Genomic DNA, 16,010 nt, shown 5'->3' with positions numbered 1-16,010 from the left:
GTGAATGTAATTTTACTACAAATATTTGAGTCCTCTGGAAGCCGTTCTTTACACCAGGTTTCAGCTGAAACAGAAATGGTGCTTTTTTAATGCAATGATTTTAAAGAATTTCTTTGTCAAGCCATAAAACAGGCACTGGCAAGGCATCTTTGCATCCGTTCCGCATCATGCCCCCTTGGCTGCCAATCCCCTTAGGGGTATTTTTTGTTTTTTATTTCATCTTTGAATAATAAACCCCTCGCCAGGACGCCATATAACAGAAGGGGCCATCAAGGCCCCTTCAACAGACTATCACATCAGGCCCAGCTATGGGCTCGTTTGGCTTTTTGCAGTTTCTCGTAAGCGGCCAGCAGCTTCTGGTGCAGCGGGAACTGGGCGAGCGACAGATCCGCCGCCTCCAGTCCGTGGAAGCGGGCTTCACCGCGGGCGTTGGCCCAGGCATGGGCCAGGGTCTCTTCCCCGTACATGCGGGTAAAGACGGCGCGGTACTGCTCAGGATCACGCTCCTCGTCGATGAACAGCTCGACACAGGCGCGCAGCGCACGGTAATAGTTGGCGAGATCAGCCGGGAACACGGACTGGTTGAACTCCATGGTCCAGTCAATGAGATCCAGCGCCGTCTCCAGCTCACCGGCGGCCAGCGCCAGCATGGCTTTGAGCTCGCCCACCCGCAGGGTGTGCAGGGCTGTGCCCTTGGCGGCGGCGATGCCGAGCAGCTCGCGCACCCGGGTACGCTCGTCATGCCCTTCTTCATCCAGTTGATCAAACAACGCCATGTACTGCTCTGCATCCCACTCCAGGGACGGCAGTGCCAGGATCACTTCCCGCAGGTTGGCACCCATGTTGTTGTTGGCCAGCAGCAAGTCTTCGGCCGGGTAGATGTCGGACATGCCCGGCACCAGGATGCGGCAGGCGTAGACGCCCAGATGCTCATAGTCGGCGATGTAGACCGGCTGCTCCAGCTCGTGGAAGATGCCGATCAGGTGGTCGAACTCCTCTTGGGAGGTACCGCGGAAATCCCAGTCAGCAAACTCGAAGTCCGTATCCTGTTTGAACAGATCCCAGCTGATGAGGCCGGAGGAGTCGATGAAGTGAGTTTCCAGATTATGGTGATCCGCCACCTGCTCATTGTCGAATGACGGCGGCACGAACACGTCCAGATCCTTCAAGCCACGGCCTTGCAGCAGCTCGGTGACGGTTCGCTCGAAGGCCACTTCGAAGCGCGGGTGGGCGCCGAAGGAGGCAAAGCAGGTGCCGTTGCTCGGGTTGAGCAGCACCACGCAGATGACCGGATAACGGCCGCCCAGGGAGGCATCGAAGCTGTAGATAGGGAAACCTTCGGCCTCGAGCGCGGCGATGGAGGCAGCGATCCCCGGATAACGGGCAATCACCTCGTCCGGGATCAGTGGCAGGCTCAGGGCCTCGGCGATGATCTTGTTCTTCACGTGGCGCTCGAACACTTCAGAGAGTGCCTGAGTGCGCGCCTCGGTGCGGGTGTTGCCGGCGCTCATGCCGTTGGAGACATAGAGGTTGCCGATGATGTTCATCGGGATATAGACGGTCTCGTGGTCAGACTGACGCTCGAAGGGCAGGGCGACGATGCCGCGTTCTTCGTTGTTCGACTGCAGATCCACCAGCATGTCGGCGGTCACTTCACCGTCCGGGTTGTAGAACTTGCGGGTGAAGCTGTCGAGCAGACCGGCCGGGAACTGGTCACCCTCGATGGGGAACCACTTCTCGTTCGGGTAGTGAACGAAATCCCCGTTCGCCACCTGCTCGCCCAGATAGAAGTCGGCGAAGAAGTAGTTGGTGGAGAGGCGTTCGAAATATTCGCCAAGGGCGGAGGCGAGGGCCGCCTTCTTGCTGGCACCCTTGCCGTTGGTGAAACAGAGGGCGCACTCCTTGTCCCGGATGTGTACGGACCAGACATTGGGCACAGGGTTGAGCCAGGAGGCCTCTTCAATATCAAACCCCAGGGCTTGCAGCTTGGTCTGGAAACGGTCGATGGAGTCTTCCAGTGCCGCGTCCTTGCCGGGAATAAAAGTGTGGTCGGTCATCACAATATCCTGATTTTTATTGGCTCATGTTTGGCCGCAGATAATAGCAGGGGTCAGCCCATTTGGCAGGCAAAAAACAGGATTGGCACCCGGGAGTCCCTGTGTTGATCCCGCGCCAACCTTGCGCAAGAAGCTGGGGGATACCCGCTTGGCGGCCAAGGCAGCGGCGGGCTGGCGGATATTGCAGCGAACGGCACAGAATATTGCGCAATTCGACTTGCACCCGCCGTCACAATCCGTAATGTGGACAGATGCATTTTTCGCAACACGTATTTTGTAATCTACTTGTGAACGGCCCGCGTCGGACAAGGGGTTACGGGTGTCAATACACAGTTTCTATAACAGCTATCCAGGGTAGGACATTATGAAAAAAGTAGGTTTGGTCGGTTGGCGTGGCATGGTGGGCTCGGTATTGATGAGCCGGATGCAGGAAGAGAAGGATTTTGCCCGTATTCAACCCACCTTCTTCACCACCTCCCAGGCCGGTGAGGCCGCCCCCAACTTCGGCGTGGATGCCGGTACCTTGCAGGATGCCTTCGATATCGCGGCGCTGGCCAAGCAGGATATCATCATCACGGCGCAAGGCGGCGACTACACCAAGGATGTCTATCCCCGCCTGAAGGCCGCTGGCTGGCAGGGTTACTGGATTGATGCCGCCTCCTCTCTGCGTATGGAGAAGGACGCCGTCATCATACTGGATCCGGTCAACGGTGACGTCATCGAACAGGCGCTGGACAAGGGGCTCAAGACCTTCGTCGGCGGCAACTGCACCGTCAGTCTGATGCTGCTGGCCCTGGGTGGCCTGTTCAAGGCCGATCTGGTGGAGTGGGTCAGTGTGGCGACCTATCAGGCTGCATCGGGCGGTGGCGCGCGTCACATGCGCGAGCTGGTCACCCAGATGGGCCTGCTGCGCGACGAAGTGGCGGTGGAGCTGGCGGATCCCGCCTCTGCCATCCTCGACATAGAGCGCAAGATCACCGAGAAGACCCGCTCCGGCACCTTGCCGGTGGACAACTTCGGCGTGCCGCTTGCCGGTGGCCTCATCCCCTGGATTGACACCAAGCTCGACAACGGCCAGAGCCGCGAAGAGTGGAAGGGTCAGGCCGAGACCAACAAGATCCTGGGGATCGAAGATGCCGCCATTCCGGTGGATGGTCTGTGCGTGCGGATCGGTGCCCTGCGTTGCCACAGCCAGGCCTTCACCATCAAACTCAAAAAAGACGTGCCGCTGGCGGAGATCGAAGCCCTGCTGGCCGCCCACAACGACTGGGTGAAAGTGATCCCCAACGATCGCGACATCACCGCCCGCGAGCTGACCCCGGCCGCCGTCACCGGCACCCTCAGCATACCGGTGGGGCGTCTGCGCAAGCTCAACATGGGCCCGGAATACCTGGCCGCCTTCACCGTGGGTGACCAGTTGCTGTGGGGCGCCGCCGAGCCCCTGCGCCGCATGCTCAACATACTGCTAGCCCGTGGCTGACGTTGATAGGCAATGGATAACGAAAGGACAGGGGGCTCAGGCCCCCTGTTTTTTTTTGCCTCTTTTTTATATCGACGCTGTGTGTCAGCCAGGGCAGGGTTATGTCGGCGGTGTTGTCCCTTATATTGACATCGACTGTTTCGTGATTAATTGAACGGATAGCATCACTTCGCAACCCATTATTTTTCTCTGGCTCAATAGCCATGTTTCACTATTTTTCATGCCGTATCCCTTCACGGCCTGAGTTGCCGAAAGCAGGGATGATTCATCTTTATTTGAAATAATGGACGGACTGACCGCTATTAAGCTGCGGCCCTTGCTATCTTATGGTTTGTTACAAATGAGGGCGCCCGCAGGATATCCCTCAAGACCCCGATTGATTACACTGGCGGCCTTGGCCCCTCGTGTCTGCCTGTATGCCGTATGCCACCACAAAACCATGGCATCCATGTGGCTGTCAGTGAGGCGAGGGCGTGCTGATCAGGCACCATGGCCAGATATCACCGCGGATAAGCAGATAAATCGCGGCGCAGCTGGCGACGGATATGAATATGAAAAATATGAAATAAGTGCAACAACAGAAAACAATAATAGTGTTCAGACTTGAGAATTGGGACATAAGATGAGAGTCGTGTGGAGTATATTGTATTTCTTCAGTGTTGTTGCCCTGGCTGGCCCAGTGCTGGTCAAGGAGCAGAAAAAGGGCAGCAATCCGCTGATAGTACCTTACCAGCAATATCGGCTGGATAATGGCCTGACGGTGATCCTTACGCAGGATTACTCGGATCCTCTGGTGCATGTGGAAGTTAATTACCGGGTCGGGCTGGCCGAAGAGGCGCCGGGCCAGTCCGGCATGGCCCACCTCTCTAAGTACATGATGTTTCAGGGCTCGGCTCATGTGGATAGGTTGGGGCATACCCGTCTGTTGCAACAGGTAGGGGGGCGTGACATCAACGGGCTGACGACGCGGGATCAGACCCGCTATTACCAGACGGTGCCGGCCAACCAGTTGGAAAAAGTGCTCTGGCTGGAGTCGGATCGGATGGGCTTTCTGCTCGATAGCCTCTATCAACAGCAGCTTGATGCCAAGCGTGACCTTGTCAAAAATGGGCGCGCCGAGTTTGTCGACGGACCTGCCTATGGTCGGGTGCCGGAGGTGCTGAATCGTACTCTCTATCCACCCAATCACCCCTACTTCAATACGCCATTCGGGCGAGTCGAGGATCTGGACCGTCTCACTCTGGAGGATGTACGCCAGTTCTTCCTGCGCTGGTATGGCCCCAACAACGCCACTCTGGTGATAGGTGGCGATATCCAGCCAGCGCAAACCCTGGCCTGGGTCGAACGTTATTTTGGCTCCCTGCCTGCAGGCCCCAAACTGTCCCGTTCCGTGACCCGGCCTGTGGCCCTGAAAAAGAGCCGCTACCGCACTCTGGTTGATGAGATCGCTGAGCCCATGCTGGTGCTGGCCTATCCCACCGTCTCTGCCCGGGAACCCGGCTTTGAAGCCCTGGACCTGCTGGCCGACCAATTGGGTGGCTCAGCCAGTAGCGTGCTGCAACAGCAGCTGCAACAAAGTGGCAAGCTGGTATCTGTCTTTGCCAACCATGAGTGCGGTGTGCTCGCCTGCATGCTGGTGATCAAGGCAATCCCCAATCTGGCGCTGGGGGTGGAGCTTGGGCCCATCAAGAACGAAATAGACAGTGTCATCGCCCGTTTTGCTCGGGATGGAGCCTCCAAAGCCCAGATCGACCACTCGGCCAATGCCTTGCGTGCCGATCTCATCTGGTCGCTCGACAGCGTGGCCGGCAAGGCGGAATTATTGGGCACGGGCCACAGTCTATTTCAGGATCCCAATTACCTGCACCGCTATCTCGAGCGAATAGCCAGGGTAACGCCTGCCGATCTGCAGCGGGTGCTGCAGCGTTATGTGTTGCATAAACCCAGGGTGGTGCTGAGCGTAGTGCCCGGGGATCACCTCGAATGGCAGGCAGATCCTGCCAATTTTGTCGAGCCGTCCCCCTTGCCACCGACCTTGTCCCACACCCGGCTGGCCCCCCGTCTTGTCAAGGAAAACCTCGACAGGCGCAAGATGCCTGCAAGTGGCGGTGCTCTGGCGGTGCCCATACCGACCCTGTGGCAAGCCAGCCTGGGGGATAGGGTCTCACTGCTCGGCCACTACAGCGACGAGGTGCCAGCTTTTGTCATGAGCATACATTGGCCCGGCGGACGCAGGGCCGAGCCGGATGGCAAGGCCGGACTGGCGGAGCTGACAGCCGGCATGCTCTTCCAGGGCAACGAGCATTGGCAGCTGGCCTCCATTGAGGAGCGGGCACGTCAGTTGGGCGCCAGACTCAGTTTTGGTCATGACGGTAGCCACAGCACTGTCTGGATACAGGGCGTGACCTCCCACTTTGACGAGACGCTGGCCCTGGTGCGGGAGCTGCTACTTCAGCCGGCCTTGCGCCCGACGGACTTCCAACGCATCAAGCTCGAGACCCGGCAATGGCTGAAACAACAGGCAAGGGATCCGCAGTGGCAGGCCGACCAGCAGTTTTATGCGCTGATCGACGGACTGGCCAGGGTGCCGGATCCGCAGGCCCAGTGGCAGACGCTGACCCTGGATGACGTGCGAGCCTTCTATCACTCCGTGTATCGCAGCGGTGAGGCCAGGGTCGTAGTGAGCGGCGATCTGGCGCAGGAGAAGGTGATGAGTGCACTCTCTTTTCTGGTTGAGCCAGAGGGGCAGTCGCCCACTCTGCAGCCGCTCGGGTTTACCGGCCAGCAGGCCAGACGCGCCATCTATCTGGTGGACAATCCCGGTGCCAGCCAGAGCCTTGTTCGCATGGGCCGTCGTGCCATGGCGAGCGATGCGGTTGGCGAGCAGTTTCTGGCCCGGTTGATGAATGCTTCCTTGACGGATCGTCTTCATATTCGGCTGCGGGAAGAGCTGGGGTATACCTATGGCATCCACCCCTCATTCAATGGCAACAGCAAGGCGGGTCATTTCTTGCTGGAGAGCAGTGTGCGCACCGACGTCACCCGGGCCGCCTTGCAGCAGATCTTGCAGGAGCTCGATAAATACCAGCGGCAGGGCCCCACCCGGCTGGAGGTGAGAACCCTGCGTGAAGGTGTGCTCAACCGCCAGGCGCTGGATTACGAGACACTGCCCCAGGAGGTGGATTACATGTTGCCCATCTTGCTGGATAAGTGGCCGCAAAATTACGTGGAGCAGCGGGTGCAGGCGGTCAGCCAGCTGTCGGCGTTGACCCTGAGAGACCTTGCCCGGCGCTGGCTCGATCCCGATGACATGGTGATAGTGGTCGTGGGGGATGCCAAGATACTGGCCCCTGAACTGGCGACCTTGGGCTGGCCGGTGAAGCGGGTGGCGCTCGGTTTCTGACATCGACTGTTGGCTCGCCACGCCATCAGCTCGTGCCGGCAGGTCAGGCAGCCATAAAAGAGCCCGCCCCATCACAGTGATGGGGCGGGCTCTTTGTACGTCAGATTGTCTGTCAGCCGTAAAGGTTAGCCTTTGTCCGTCAGACGAGGGACAGCGCCGCCGCCAGATCGGCGATCAGATCGTCGGCGTCCTCCACGCCAATGCTGAAGCGAATGAGATCGTCATTCACTCCGGCGGCGAGGCGGCTCGCTTCGTCCATGGCGGCGTGGGTGGTGCTGGCCGGATGGCAGGCCAGGCTCTCGAGATCGCCAAGGCTCACCGCCTGCACGAACAGTTGCAGGTTGTCGAGCAGGGTGGCGCAGCGCGCAAAGCCCCCTTCAAGCTCTATGCTCACCATGCCGCCAAAGCCGCTGGCGAAGGCGCCGAGGGCATCGTGGCCCGGGTGGCTGACGAGGCCCGGGTAGATCACCTTCTTCACCGCCGGGTGAACGGCCAGGAACTCGGCCACTTTCTGCGCGTTGTGCAGGTGGGCATCCATGCGCAGGGGCAGGGTCTTGACTCCCCGTTGCAGCAGGTAGGCCTCCTGCGGGCCTATGGGGGAGCCGATGTGCTTGAGCGCCACTGTGCGGATGGATTTCATCAGCGCGTGGGAGCCGGCCATTACCCCGGCGATGATGTCGCCGTGGCCGCCCAGATATTTGGTACCGCTGTGCATCACTATGTCGATGCCAAGCTCCAGTGGGCGCAACAGATAGGGAGTGAGGAAGGTATTGTCACACACGGTGATGGCACCCACCTTGCGGGCCGCTTCCACTACCACCCGCGGATCCACCACCTTGAGGGTGGGGTTGGTCAGGGTTTCGAACAGTACCACCTTGGTGGCGGGACGAATGTTGGCCAGCAGATCCTGATCGCTCTCGTAGGCGGTCACCTTGATGCCGGCGCGGCTGAAGGTTTGCTTCAAGAAGGCATCTGTGCCGCCGTAGAGCGGACCTATGTAGGCCACCTCATCGCCGCTGTCGGCCAGGGCATACATGATGGCGCTCACCGCCGCCATGCCGCTCGCTACCACCAGCGCCTCGTCGGCACCCTCAAGGGCCGCCAGTTTTTGCTCCAGCTCGGCCGTGGTGGGGTTGCCAAAGCGGCTGTAGATGAAGCCGGGGGCCTGACCCGCGAAACGCTCCTTGCCCGCCTGGGCATTGAAGTAGCTGAAGGTGCTGCTCTGGTAGAGGGGGGTGGTGAGGGCGCCGGTCTGGGGATCGATCCGTTGGCCGCTGTGCACGCTCATTGTCTTGAATTTCATTGTATTGCTCCGTCATTGCCAGGCTGTGGCTTAACTGTTTGTGTCATCCGGGTTACGGGACGCCGCGGCGTCCCCCGTTTAATTGGTATGGCAGAGTCAGGCTGGCTGCGGTTCGCGCCGCTCGCTGTTTGTCGTCTGCTCGCTTGCCATCTGTTCGTTGGCTGAAGCCGGGTCGGCGGTATAGTGGCGCGCCGCCACGTCGGGGTGGGAGCGCAACCGTCCTTTCAGCACGTTTTCCCCCACCTGATAGAAGAGCGGGTTGGCGGGGTCGCTCTCGGGGCCTTGCGCCTGCGCCGCCAGACTCGGCGACAGGGTCAGCAGCGGCACAGTGGCATCGAGTCGCGCCGCCATAAAGAAGGCGCAGGAGAGGCGCGATACCCCCGGCGGCGGGCTCACCACCCTGTGCAGGGTGGCCTTGAGGTAGCCGTTGGAGGCCAGCTCAAGCAACTCGCCGATATTGACCACCAGCGCCCCCGGCAGGGGCGGCGCAGGGATCCAGCCTGCCGCCGTCTCTACCTCAAGCCCGGAGTGATCGTCCTGCATCACCAGGGTCAGGTAGCCGGGATCCTTGTGGGCGCCCACTCCCTGGCTGCTGCTACCTGCTTCGCGCCCCGGATAGTGGATGAGCTTCATGTGCTGATAGGGCTTGCCGCGAATGCTGGCATCGAACACTCCCTGCGGCTGCGCCAGCCCCTCGGCGAAGGCGTCGAGCAGGGTGAGGGTGATGTCGCTGAGGCGATCCTGCCAGGCCAGCAGATGCGCTTTCATCTCGGGCAGGGCGGCAGGCCACTGGTTGGGGCCTATCAGCCGCTGCCAGGGGGCATGGATCTCGTCCTCTGCCAGCGCAGGCGTCTCATTCATGATGTCGAACTGCTCCCGCCGGTCCGGCCGCTGGCGGGTGAGTTCGGCGCCCACCTGGTTGTAACCGCGAAAATGGGGGGAGTGTACCATCTGCACCGCACGTTTTTCCTGCTCCGGCAGGGCGAAGAAACGGGCCGCCAGCGCCAGGGTCTCTTGCTGTTGCGCCTCGCTCAGGCCATGGCCTGTCAGATAGAAAAAGCCGATGTCGCGGGCCGCCCGGCCAAGCTTGGCCAGCATCTGGCGACGAGCCTCGGGGTCGCCACCAAGGGCGGCGAGATCGATGATCGGCAGTGGTGAATGTTCCATGTGCACCTCCTCATTTTCTGAGTACCGGGGCATTCCCGACGACTCAGTGCAAACATGACAGCGCGGGTCGGTGGTGACACACCGGGCCGACCGGTAAAGATGGCGCCATTTGGATTGAGGGTGATGCTACTGTTCGGCGTTATAAGACGGAAACAACAAATTATTCTTAGTTATATACAAAAATCGAAATAGAATTCGACACCCATTCGGGTGGGTGTTTATTGAGCGGTTAACGGGGCTGTGTTCCGACAGTCCCATCAGCACAGCGGGCCCCCGGCTATTGCGAGAACACGCGGCTGGCTGGCATAGCGTTCACTGGCGGGAGTGGGCCGGGCTATCGGAGACGAGAAACAAGAAGGGAGGCTGATGCCTCCCTTCTTGTTGTGTGCTTTGAGCAGGGATCAGACAAGGGCCTGATCGGTGAGCGTGCTCACTCGGTTGCCCACTCAGTAGCCCAGAGTAAAGCGCTGGCGCAGGTGGGCCGGTTTTTCCACCTCGTTCAGCACGCCATCGGCCAGATCGCCGACCGTGATCCCGGCAGGCTTGTCACCGCTGAAGAGCACCTGATCGCCACCGAGGTGATAGCCACCGCGCTTCTCGCCGGGTTCGAGGAACACGGGCGGGGAGACGAAGCGCCAGTCGAGGGTGGTTTCACGGCGCAGGGCGGTGAGACCGTCGCGGGCCGCCAGGGCGCCCTGTTTCCACTCGGCCGGGAAGTCCGGGGTATCCACCAGCTGTACGCCGGGGGCGATTTCCAGGCTGCCGGCACCACCGACCACCAGCAACCAGCTGCGGGCGGTCACGGCCGCCTCGACTATGGCCTTGGCCCCTTTGAGGTACTGGTCGTAGATGTCCGGTGCGGTCCAGCCCGGGTTGTAGGCGCTGATCACCCGGTCGTGCCCCTTGAGCACCTCGGCCAGTGCCTGTGGGTTTTGGGCATCTACCGCCACGGCGGTGACCTGCGGGTGGGCAGCCACCTTGCTGACATCGCGGACGATGGCGGTGACGTGATGGCCGCGGCTGACGGCTTCATTGAGGATGGCTGTACCGACAAAACCGCTGGCACCGATCAGGGCAATTTTCATGGGTGATTCTCCTTCACTGTTGGAATGGGGCTATCCTACTCCGCCAAATGTGATTTAATAATCGACTGTAAAATTGATTCACTTGTAAGCTGGATTTAATAATGGAACAGCTCAGACGTTACGCCATCTTCGCCGCCGTGGTAGAGGCGGGCAGCATGACGGGCGCCGCCAAGGCTCTTGGCATGACCCCCTCCGCCGTCAGTCAGCATATCAGCCAGCTGGAGAGCCTGCTCGGCCTCACCCTGTTGCACCGTTCCACCCGTCGCCTCAACCTGACCGAGGCGGGGGAAGTGGTGTGGCAGGGGTGCCAGTCGCTGCAACAGACGCTGAACCAGACCGAGCTGCGCCTTTCCGAGGTGCGCGACAGCCTGCTCGGCGAGGTGCGGATCACGGCGCCCGTGGGGATGGCGGGCCAGCCGCTGGCGCGGGCCTTGTCGCCCCTGTTGCAGGCCCATCCCGGCCTGTGCATCCAGATCATCGCCGACGACGAGAAGCGGGATCTCATCGCCGAGCGCATCGACGTGGCGCTGCGGGTCGGTACCCTGTCCGACTCCAGCCTGGTGGCGCGCAAGCTGGGTCAGACCCGGATGCTGCTGTGTGCCTCGCCCGCCTATCTGGCGCGCAAGGGTACACCGCGCAGTCCGGCAGATCTGCTGGAACACGACTGGCTGGCGGCGGACATGCTGAGCGGGGGCCTGACCTTCTTCGACGACAAGGGGCAGGGCCACAAGGTCAAACCCAAGCCCAGGGTGGTGTGCAACAACGTGCTGCCGCTGCGCCAGTTCACCCTGGCGGGGCAGGGGGTCTCGCTGCAACCCGAGGGGGAAATCGCCGAGGATCTCGCCCAGGGTCGGCTGCTGGAGCTGCTGCCGGGCTTTCGGGTTCCGCCCATGGAGATCCATGCCATCACCCCGCAGCGGGAGATCCCGGAGAAGGTGCGGCGGGTGATCACTGCCCTGCGCAGCCACTTCGCCGAGCCCTCGGGGGCCGTGCCGGCGCGCTCCTGAGCCGGGTGGCAACTATCTCGTCCCGACTTGCAAACACAGAGGGCAGCCGGTTGGCTGCCCTCTGTCGTTCGCCTTGATCCCGGCGCTATTTCATGTAGAGGCCGCCGTTGATGGCCAGGGTTTCCCCCGTGATATAGGCGCCCGCTTCGCTCGCGAGGAAGGCCACGGCGGCGGCGATCTCCTCCGGCTTGGCGAGGCGGCGCATGGGAATGTCGGCCTTGATGCTGTCGAGGATATCGCTGCGGATCGCCTCCACCATGGGGGTGGCTGTGTAACCGGGGGCGATGGCGTTGACCGTGACCCCGAAGCGGGCCCCCTCCGCCGCCAGCGCCTTGGTAAAGCCCAGCATGCCCGCCTTGGCCGCCGAGTAGTTGACCTGACCGAACTGTCCCTTCTGGCCGTTGACCGAGGAGATGTTGATGATGCGGGCATCGCGCTGTTCGCACATGGCATCGAACAGCGGCTGGGTCACGTTGTAGAGGCTGCACAGATTGGTGTGGATCACCTCGAACCACTGCTCCGGCGCCATGCGCTTGAAGGCGCCATCCCGGGTGATGCCGGCGTTGTTGACCAGCACGTCCACCCGGCCCTCGTCTTGCAACAGGCGACCCAGGGTCTCGCGGCACATGGCGGTGTCGGCCACGTCCAGCGGCAGCAGCCGCACCTGATCCGGCCGATAGCCCTGCTCCCCGTACCAGTCGTGGGCCGCTGCACTGTTGCCGCTGGAGTGGGTGGCGATGATGCGATACCCCTGAGCCAGCAAGGCAGTGGTGATGGCGGATCCGATGCCGCCACGGGCTCCGGTGATCAAGGCAATTTTTTTCATCTTGGCTCTCCCTTTAAAAGATTCGAACGAGGACTTTATGGGCTTTCAAATCTAATTGATATATTTGTTTTCAAACAATCTGACAGGGAAACGCGTCACTTTTGTGACAGTCTGACAACCTGGCTTGACGGCCTCGTTGAAGGCATAGGTGAGCGCGCGGGGTTGAGCCACAAACAGGGCGTGCGCTGTTCGCCGGTGGCAGCAGACCACTTGCCGCCGGGGCAGCGGCCATGTTTAATGTGGCCACTTGGGCGAGCGTGCCCCTCTGCTGGCAGCGATCCCGACCATCCAATGACACCGACCTTCCCCCTTGCATCCCCTGGCCCTGTGCCACAGGCTAGCGCCCATTTCACCCGCATCGAGCGGGTACTCGACTACATCCACGGGCATCTGGATCAGCCCTTGTCGCTGGAGCAGCTGGCCGAGCAGAGCTGCTGGTCGCGCTGGCAGTTGCAGCGGGTCTTCTTGCACGAGACAGGGCTGACGGTGGCCCACTATGTGCGCGAGCTCAAGCTGAGCCTGGCGGCGGAGGCGCTGCTTACGAGCCGCCAGCGGGTGCTGGATCTGGCGCTGAACTACGGATTTGGTTCCGAGGTGAGTTTCAGCCGTGCCTTCAAGCAGCAGTTCGGCTGCTCGCCGCTGGCCTATCGCAAACGGGGTCTGCGGCTGGGATTACGCACCCCGCTGGTGCGAGCGCCTATGCCGCTTGCCAATACACCCCGACTGGTGCAGGTAAGGGTCGAGAGTCAGTCGGGTTTCATGCTGCAGGGGGTCAGGGGACTGATCCGCGGGCTCTTTGCCAGCTCGCCCGATTTTCAGCAGACGGTGCCCGCCATCTGGCGTGCCTTGCGCAGTGCCGGCGGCCTGGACAGGGCCCGCGATCTGATCGGCGTGGTAGATGTGTCAGGGGCGGGGGAACAGCTGGCCTACTGGGCGGGCGTGGTGGCAGAGGAGGGGAGCGAGCCGCCGAGCGGGCTGGCTCGTCTGGCCATCCCGCCCCAGGAGTACGCCGTGCTTACCCACGTCGGCCCCATCAGTCAGCTGGGGCAGACCCTCAACTGGTTTATCCTGCACTGGCTGCCCGCCTCGGGTTATCGGGGGCTGGATGGTTTCGAGCTGGAGCGTTACGCCTTAGGTTTTGATGGTCTGCAACCCGATGCCCACATGGAGTACTGGTTGCCCATAGCCCCCCGCCGGGGTTGAACCTTGTGAGCTGTTTAGCGGCAGGGTGCCCATCGTCCGGCCTGTATCAAGCACAGTGGCACCCCGCCATTGGCAGTCATCTCATTAAAGCCTGCCTTTAGAAAAGATAGCCATTTGAATTCAAGGTCTTTCTCCACCGACATAACAGGTCGTCGGATGGGGCTTTTCTTGCCCCTCTTTTGCCGCTCTTCCTGCCGACATGCCCCAAATTGTTAATTCGAGAGCAAATTTGCACAATAAAATGCAAATGAGATTTGTTACCATTAACTTGTGCCAAGCAGTCGAGGATCAGATGCAACTTGTTCACCCCCCATTGACCCTGGTCGCCGCGACCATCTCCGCCCTGTTGGCCGGCCCCGTGCTGGCCGCCCCCATGTCCAATGCGCAAGGCGCGGTGGCCGATGAAACCCTGACGGTACTGGGCCAGACCTATCGCAACACGGCGACCAAGACCCGGCTCGACCCCATGGAGACGCCCCAGGCCATCTCTGTGGTGGACGGCGAGACCCTGGAGCAGCGCGGTGTGAGCTCGGTGAGCGAGGCACTGCGCTACGTGCCCGGCGTCAATACCGAGCTGCGCGGCGGGGCGGTCAACCGGCTGGACCTGTTCAATATCCGTGGTTTTGACAACTACCAGAACTTCTACGACGGCCTCTTGCTGCAATACAACGACTGGAACCTGCAACCCCAGATAGATCCGGTGGCCATCGAGCAGCTGGAGGTGTTCAAGGGGCCGACCTCGGTGCTCTACGGCAGCATGCCGCCGGGGGGCATGGTCAACCTGATCGCCAAGCGGCCGCAACGTGAGGCCAGACACAGCCTCAGCGTGGCGACGGGCACCGGCACCCTCAAGGAGCTGACCCTCGACAGCACGGGCGCCATCAATGAGCAACTTGCCTATCGGCTGGTGGGACTGGCCCGTCAGAAGGAGGGGCAGGCGGTGACCTCACAGGAGGAGCGCTATGTGTTCGCGCCATCGCTGGACTGGCAGTTGAGTGATCGCACCCTGCTGAATCTGAGCCTCTACTACCAGAAAGACCCGCAAGCCGGTATCTACACCACAGTGCCGGCCAGCGGCTCGGTCAAGTCCAATCCCCTGGGCCAGCTTGGCAGTGACAGCTTCCTCGGCGACGAGAACTGGAACCACTACAGCCGGGAGGTGACCCTGCTTGGCTACAAGCTGAGCCACGACTTCAACGACAACTGGCAACTGCTGCAAAACGCCCGCTACATGGACGCCTCGGCCAACCAGCAGAACACCTACAATGCGGCGCTGGCGGCGGACCACCGCACTCTGGCCCGCAATGCCTATCTGACCGATGAAGAGTCCAGAGGCTTTGTCATCGACAACCAGCTGGCAGGCAAGGTGATGACCGGCAGCGCCCGGCACAACCTGTTGCTCGGGGTCGATTACCAGTATCTGGATGCGCGGGTGCTCTACCGGGATACGCTGGACTATTCCGCCCCCGCCATCGACATCTTCAACCCGAACCACAGCCAGATAGTGCCGGCGGCCCTCACCTTCAACTATCAGGACAGCAAGACCATTCGCCAGTCCCAGACCGGCGTCTATCTGCAGGATCAGGTGCGACTCGACCGGCTGGTGGCCATAGGCGGTGCCCGCTACGACAGCTACCGGATGGACACCGACAGCCAGACCCTCTATCAGGGCGCGGCGAGCCAGTCCCTCGCCAAGATAGATCAGGACAACCTCTCCTTCCGTCTCGGCGCTCTCTATGAACTGGATGGCGGCTTTTCCCCCTATGTGAGCTATGCCGAGAGCTTCGAACCGGTAGCGGGGGCGGACAAGAGCGGCAAGGCTTTTGACCCTGCCACAGGCCATCAGTGGGAGGGGGGGCTCAAGTATCTTTCCGAGGACATGAGCAAGACCTTTACCGCCTCGGTCTTCCACATCACCAAGCAAAATGCGCTGGTGACGGATCCGGACAACGTCTATGGGTCCAAGCTGCAGACCGGAGAGATGGTCTCCAGGGGCGTCGAGTTGGATGGACGAGTCGATCTCACCAGCCAGCTGGATCTGGCGCTTAGTTATACCCGCCAGGACATGGAGATCACCCGCGATACCACCAGCCTGCAGGGCAAGACCCCGGTCTGGGTGCCCAAGCAGATGGCATCCCTCTGGAGCAACTACCAGCTGGATAAGGGTTTACGGCTGGGGGCCGGTCTGCGTTACGTGGGGGAGGCACAGCTTGATGCCGCCAACACGGACAGGGTACCGGATTACCTGCTGATGGACATGGCGGCGTCCTACGATCTGGCCCAACTCAGCCAGCGTCTGAAGGGGTGGAGGCCTCGGTGAGTGCCAGCAACCTCTTTAACAAGACCTACTACTCCTGCTATGACCAGAACAACTGCTGGTTCGGGGCAGAACGCAATATGGAGGCGCGACTCAAATACGTATTCTGACCCTGCGCCCCGGGCCAGTCCCGGGGCCCGCTGCACCACTGGCAGTCAGCGA

Annotated in this window: 9 protein-coding genes and 1 pseudogene; 5 read left to right on the top strand and 5 right to left on the bottom strand. The window is 61.1% G+C overall.

From position 1 onward, the window contains the following. Positions 1-296: 296 nt before the first annotated feature. Complete coding sequence (gene ycaO / locus GWQ31_RS06020) at positions 297-2,057, bottom strand: 30S ribosomal protein S12 methylthiotransferase accessory factor YcaO (RefSeq protein WP_275908894.1); 1,761 nt, start codon at positions 2,055-2,057, stop codon at positions 297-299. A 364-nt stretch (positions 2,058-2,421) separates the two neighbouring features. Between ycaO and asd the strand changes: the two genes are divergently transcribed. Both asd and GWQ31_RS06010 read left to right on the top strand, forming a co-directional pair. Beyond that, on the top strand, positions 2,422-3,537 hold the full coding sequence (gene asd / locus GWQ31_RS06015) for an aspartate-semialdehyde dehydrogenase (RefSeq protein WP_125602200.1): 1,116 nt from the start codon (positions 2,422-2,424) through the stop codon (positions 3,535-3,537). Between the two features lie 622 nt (positions 3,538-4,159). Continuing rightward, complete coding sequence (locus GWQ31_RS06010) at positions 4,160-6,940, top strand: pitrilysin family protein (RefSeq protein ID WP_275908893.1); 2,781 nt, start codon at positions 4,160-4,162, stop codon at positions 6,938-6,940. A 139-nt stretch (positions 6,941-7,079) separates the two neighbouring features. Here the strand turns inward: GWQ31_RS06010 and GWQ31_RS06005 are convergent, their stop codons facing one another. The 3 genes from GWQ31_RS06005 to GWQ31_RS05995 all read right to left on the bottom strand — a co-directional run bounded on the left by GWQ31_RS06005 (position 7,080) and on the right by GWQ31_RS05995 (position 10,495). Continuing rightward, positions 7,080-8,243: an aminotransferase class I/II-fold pyridoxal phosphate-dependent enzyme gene (locus GWQ31_RS06005; RefSeq protein WP_275908892.1), complete on the bottom strand. Its 1,164-nt coding sequence runs from the start codon at positions 8,241-8,243 to the stop codon at positions 7,080-7,082. Positions 8,244-8,339: 96 nt separating this feature from the next. Next, on the bottom strand, positions 8,340-9,410 hold the full coding sequence (locus tag GWQ31_RS06000) for a 2-oxoglutarate and iron-dependent oxygenase domain-containing protein (RefSeq protein WP_275908891.1): 1,071 nt from the start codon (positions 9,408-9,410) through the stop codon (positions 8,340-8,342). 446 nt (positions 9,411-9,856) lie between these two features. Next, positions 9,857-10,495, bottom strand: coding sequence for an NAD(P)-dependent oxidoreductase (locus tag GWQ31_RS05995; protein WP_265461466.1), 639 nt, complete (start codon positions 10,493-10,495; stop codon positions 9,857-9,859). A 101-nt stretch (positions 10,496-10,596) separates the two neighbouring features. Between GWQ31_RS05995 and GWQ31_RS05990 the strand changes: the two genes are divergently transcribed. After that, a complete protein-coding gene (locus GWQ31_RS05990) occupies positions 10,597-11,502 on the top strand; it encodes a LysR family transcriptional regulator (protein ID WP_059167554.1) in 906 nt (301 codons plus the stop codon). Positions 11,503-11,587: 85 nt separating this feature from the next. Here the strand turns inward: GWQ31_RS05990 and GWQ31_RS05985 are convergent, their stop codons facing one another. Then, entirely contained in the window at positions 11,588-12,328 is a 741-nt protein-coding gene (locus tag GWQ31_RS05985; RefSeq protein ID WP_042869918.1) for an SDR family oxidoreductase, read from the bottom strand. A gap of 291 nt (positions 12,329-12,619) precedes the next feature. Between GWQ31_RS05985 and GWQ31_RS05980 the strand changes: the two genes are divergently transcribed. Then, complete coding sequence (locus tag GWQ31_RS05980) at positions 12,620-13,531, top strand: AraC family transcriptional regulator (RefSeq protein ID WP_275908890.1); 912 nt, start codon at positions 12,620-12,622, stop codon at positions 13,529-13,531. Positions 13,532-13,823: 292 nt separating this feature from the next. After that, a pseudogene (locus tag GWQ31_RS05975) lies at positions 13,824-15,958 on the top strand (TonB-dependent siderophore receptor). The last annotated feature ends 52 nt before the right edge of the window (positions 15,959-16,010 follow it).

The organism is Aeromonas sp. 2MA4 (assembly GCF_029237305.1).
Classification (GTDB): domain Bacteria; phylum Pseudomonadota; class Gammaproteobacteria; order Enterobacterales; family Aeromonadaceae; genus Aeromonas; species Aeromonas salmonicida.
Note: the sequence above shows the minus strand (reverse complement) of the source record. Positions and strands in the feature narration are given on the sequence as shown.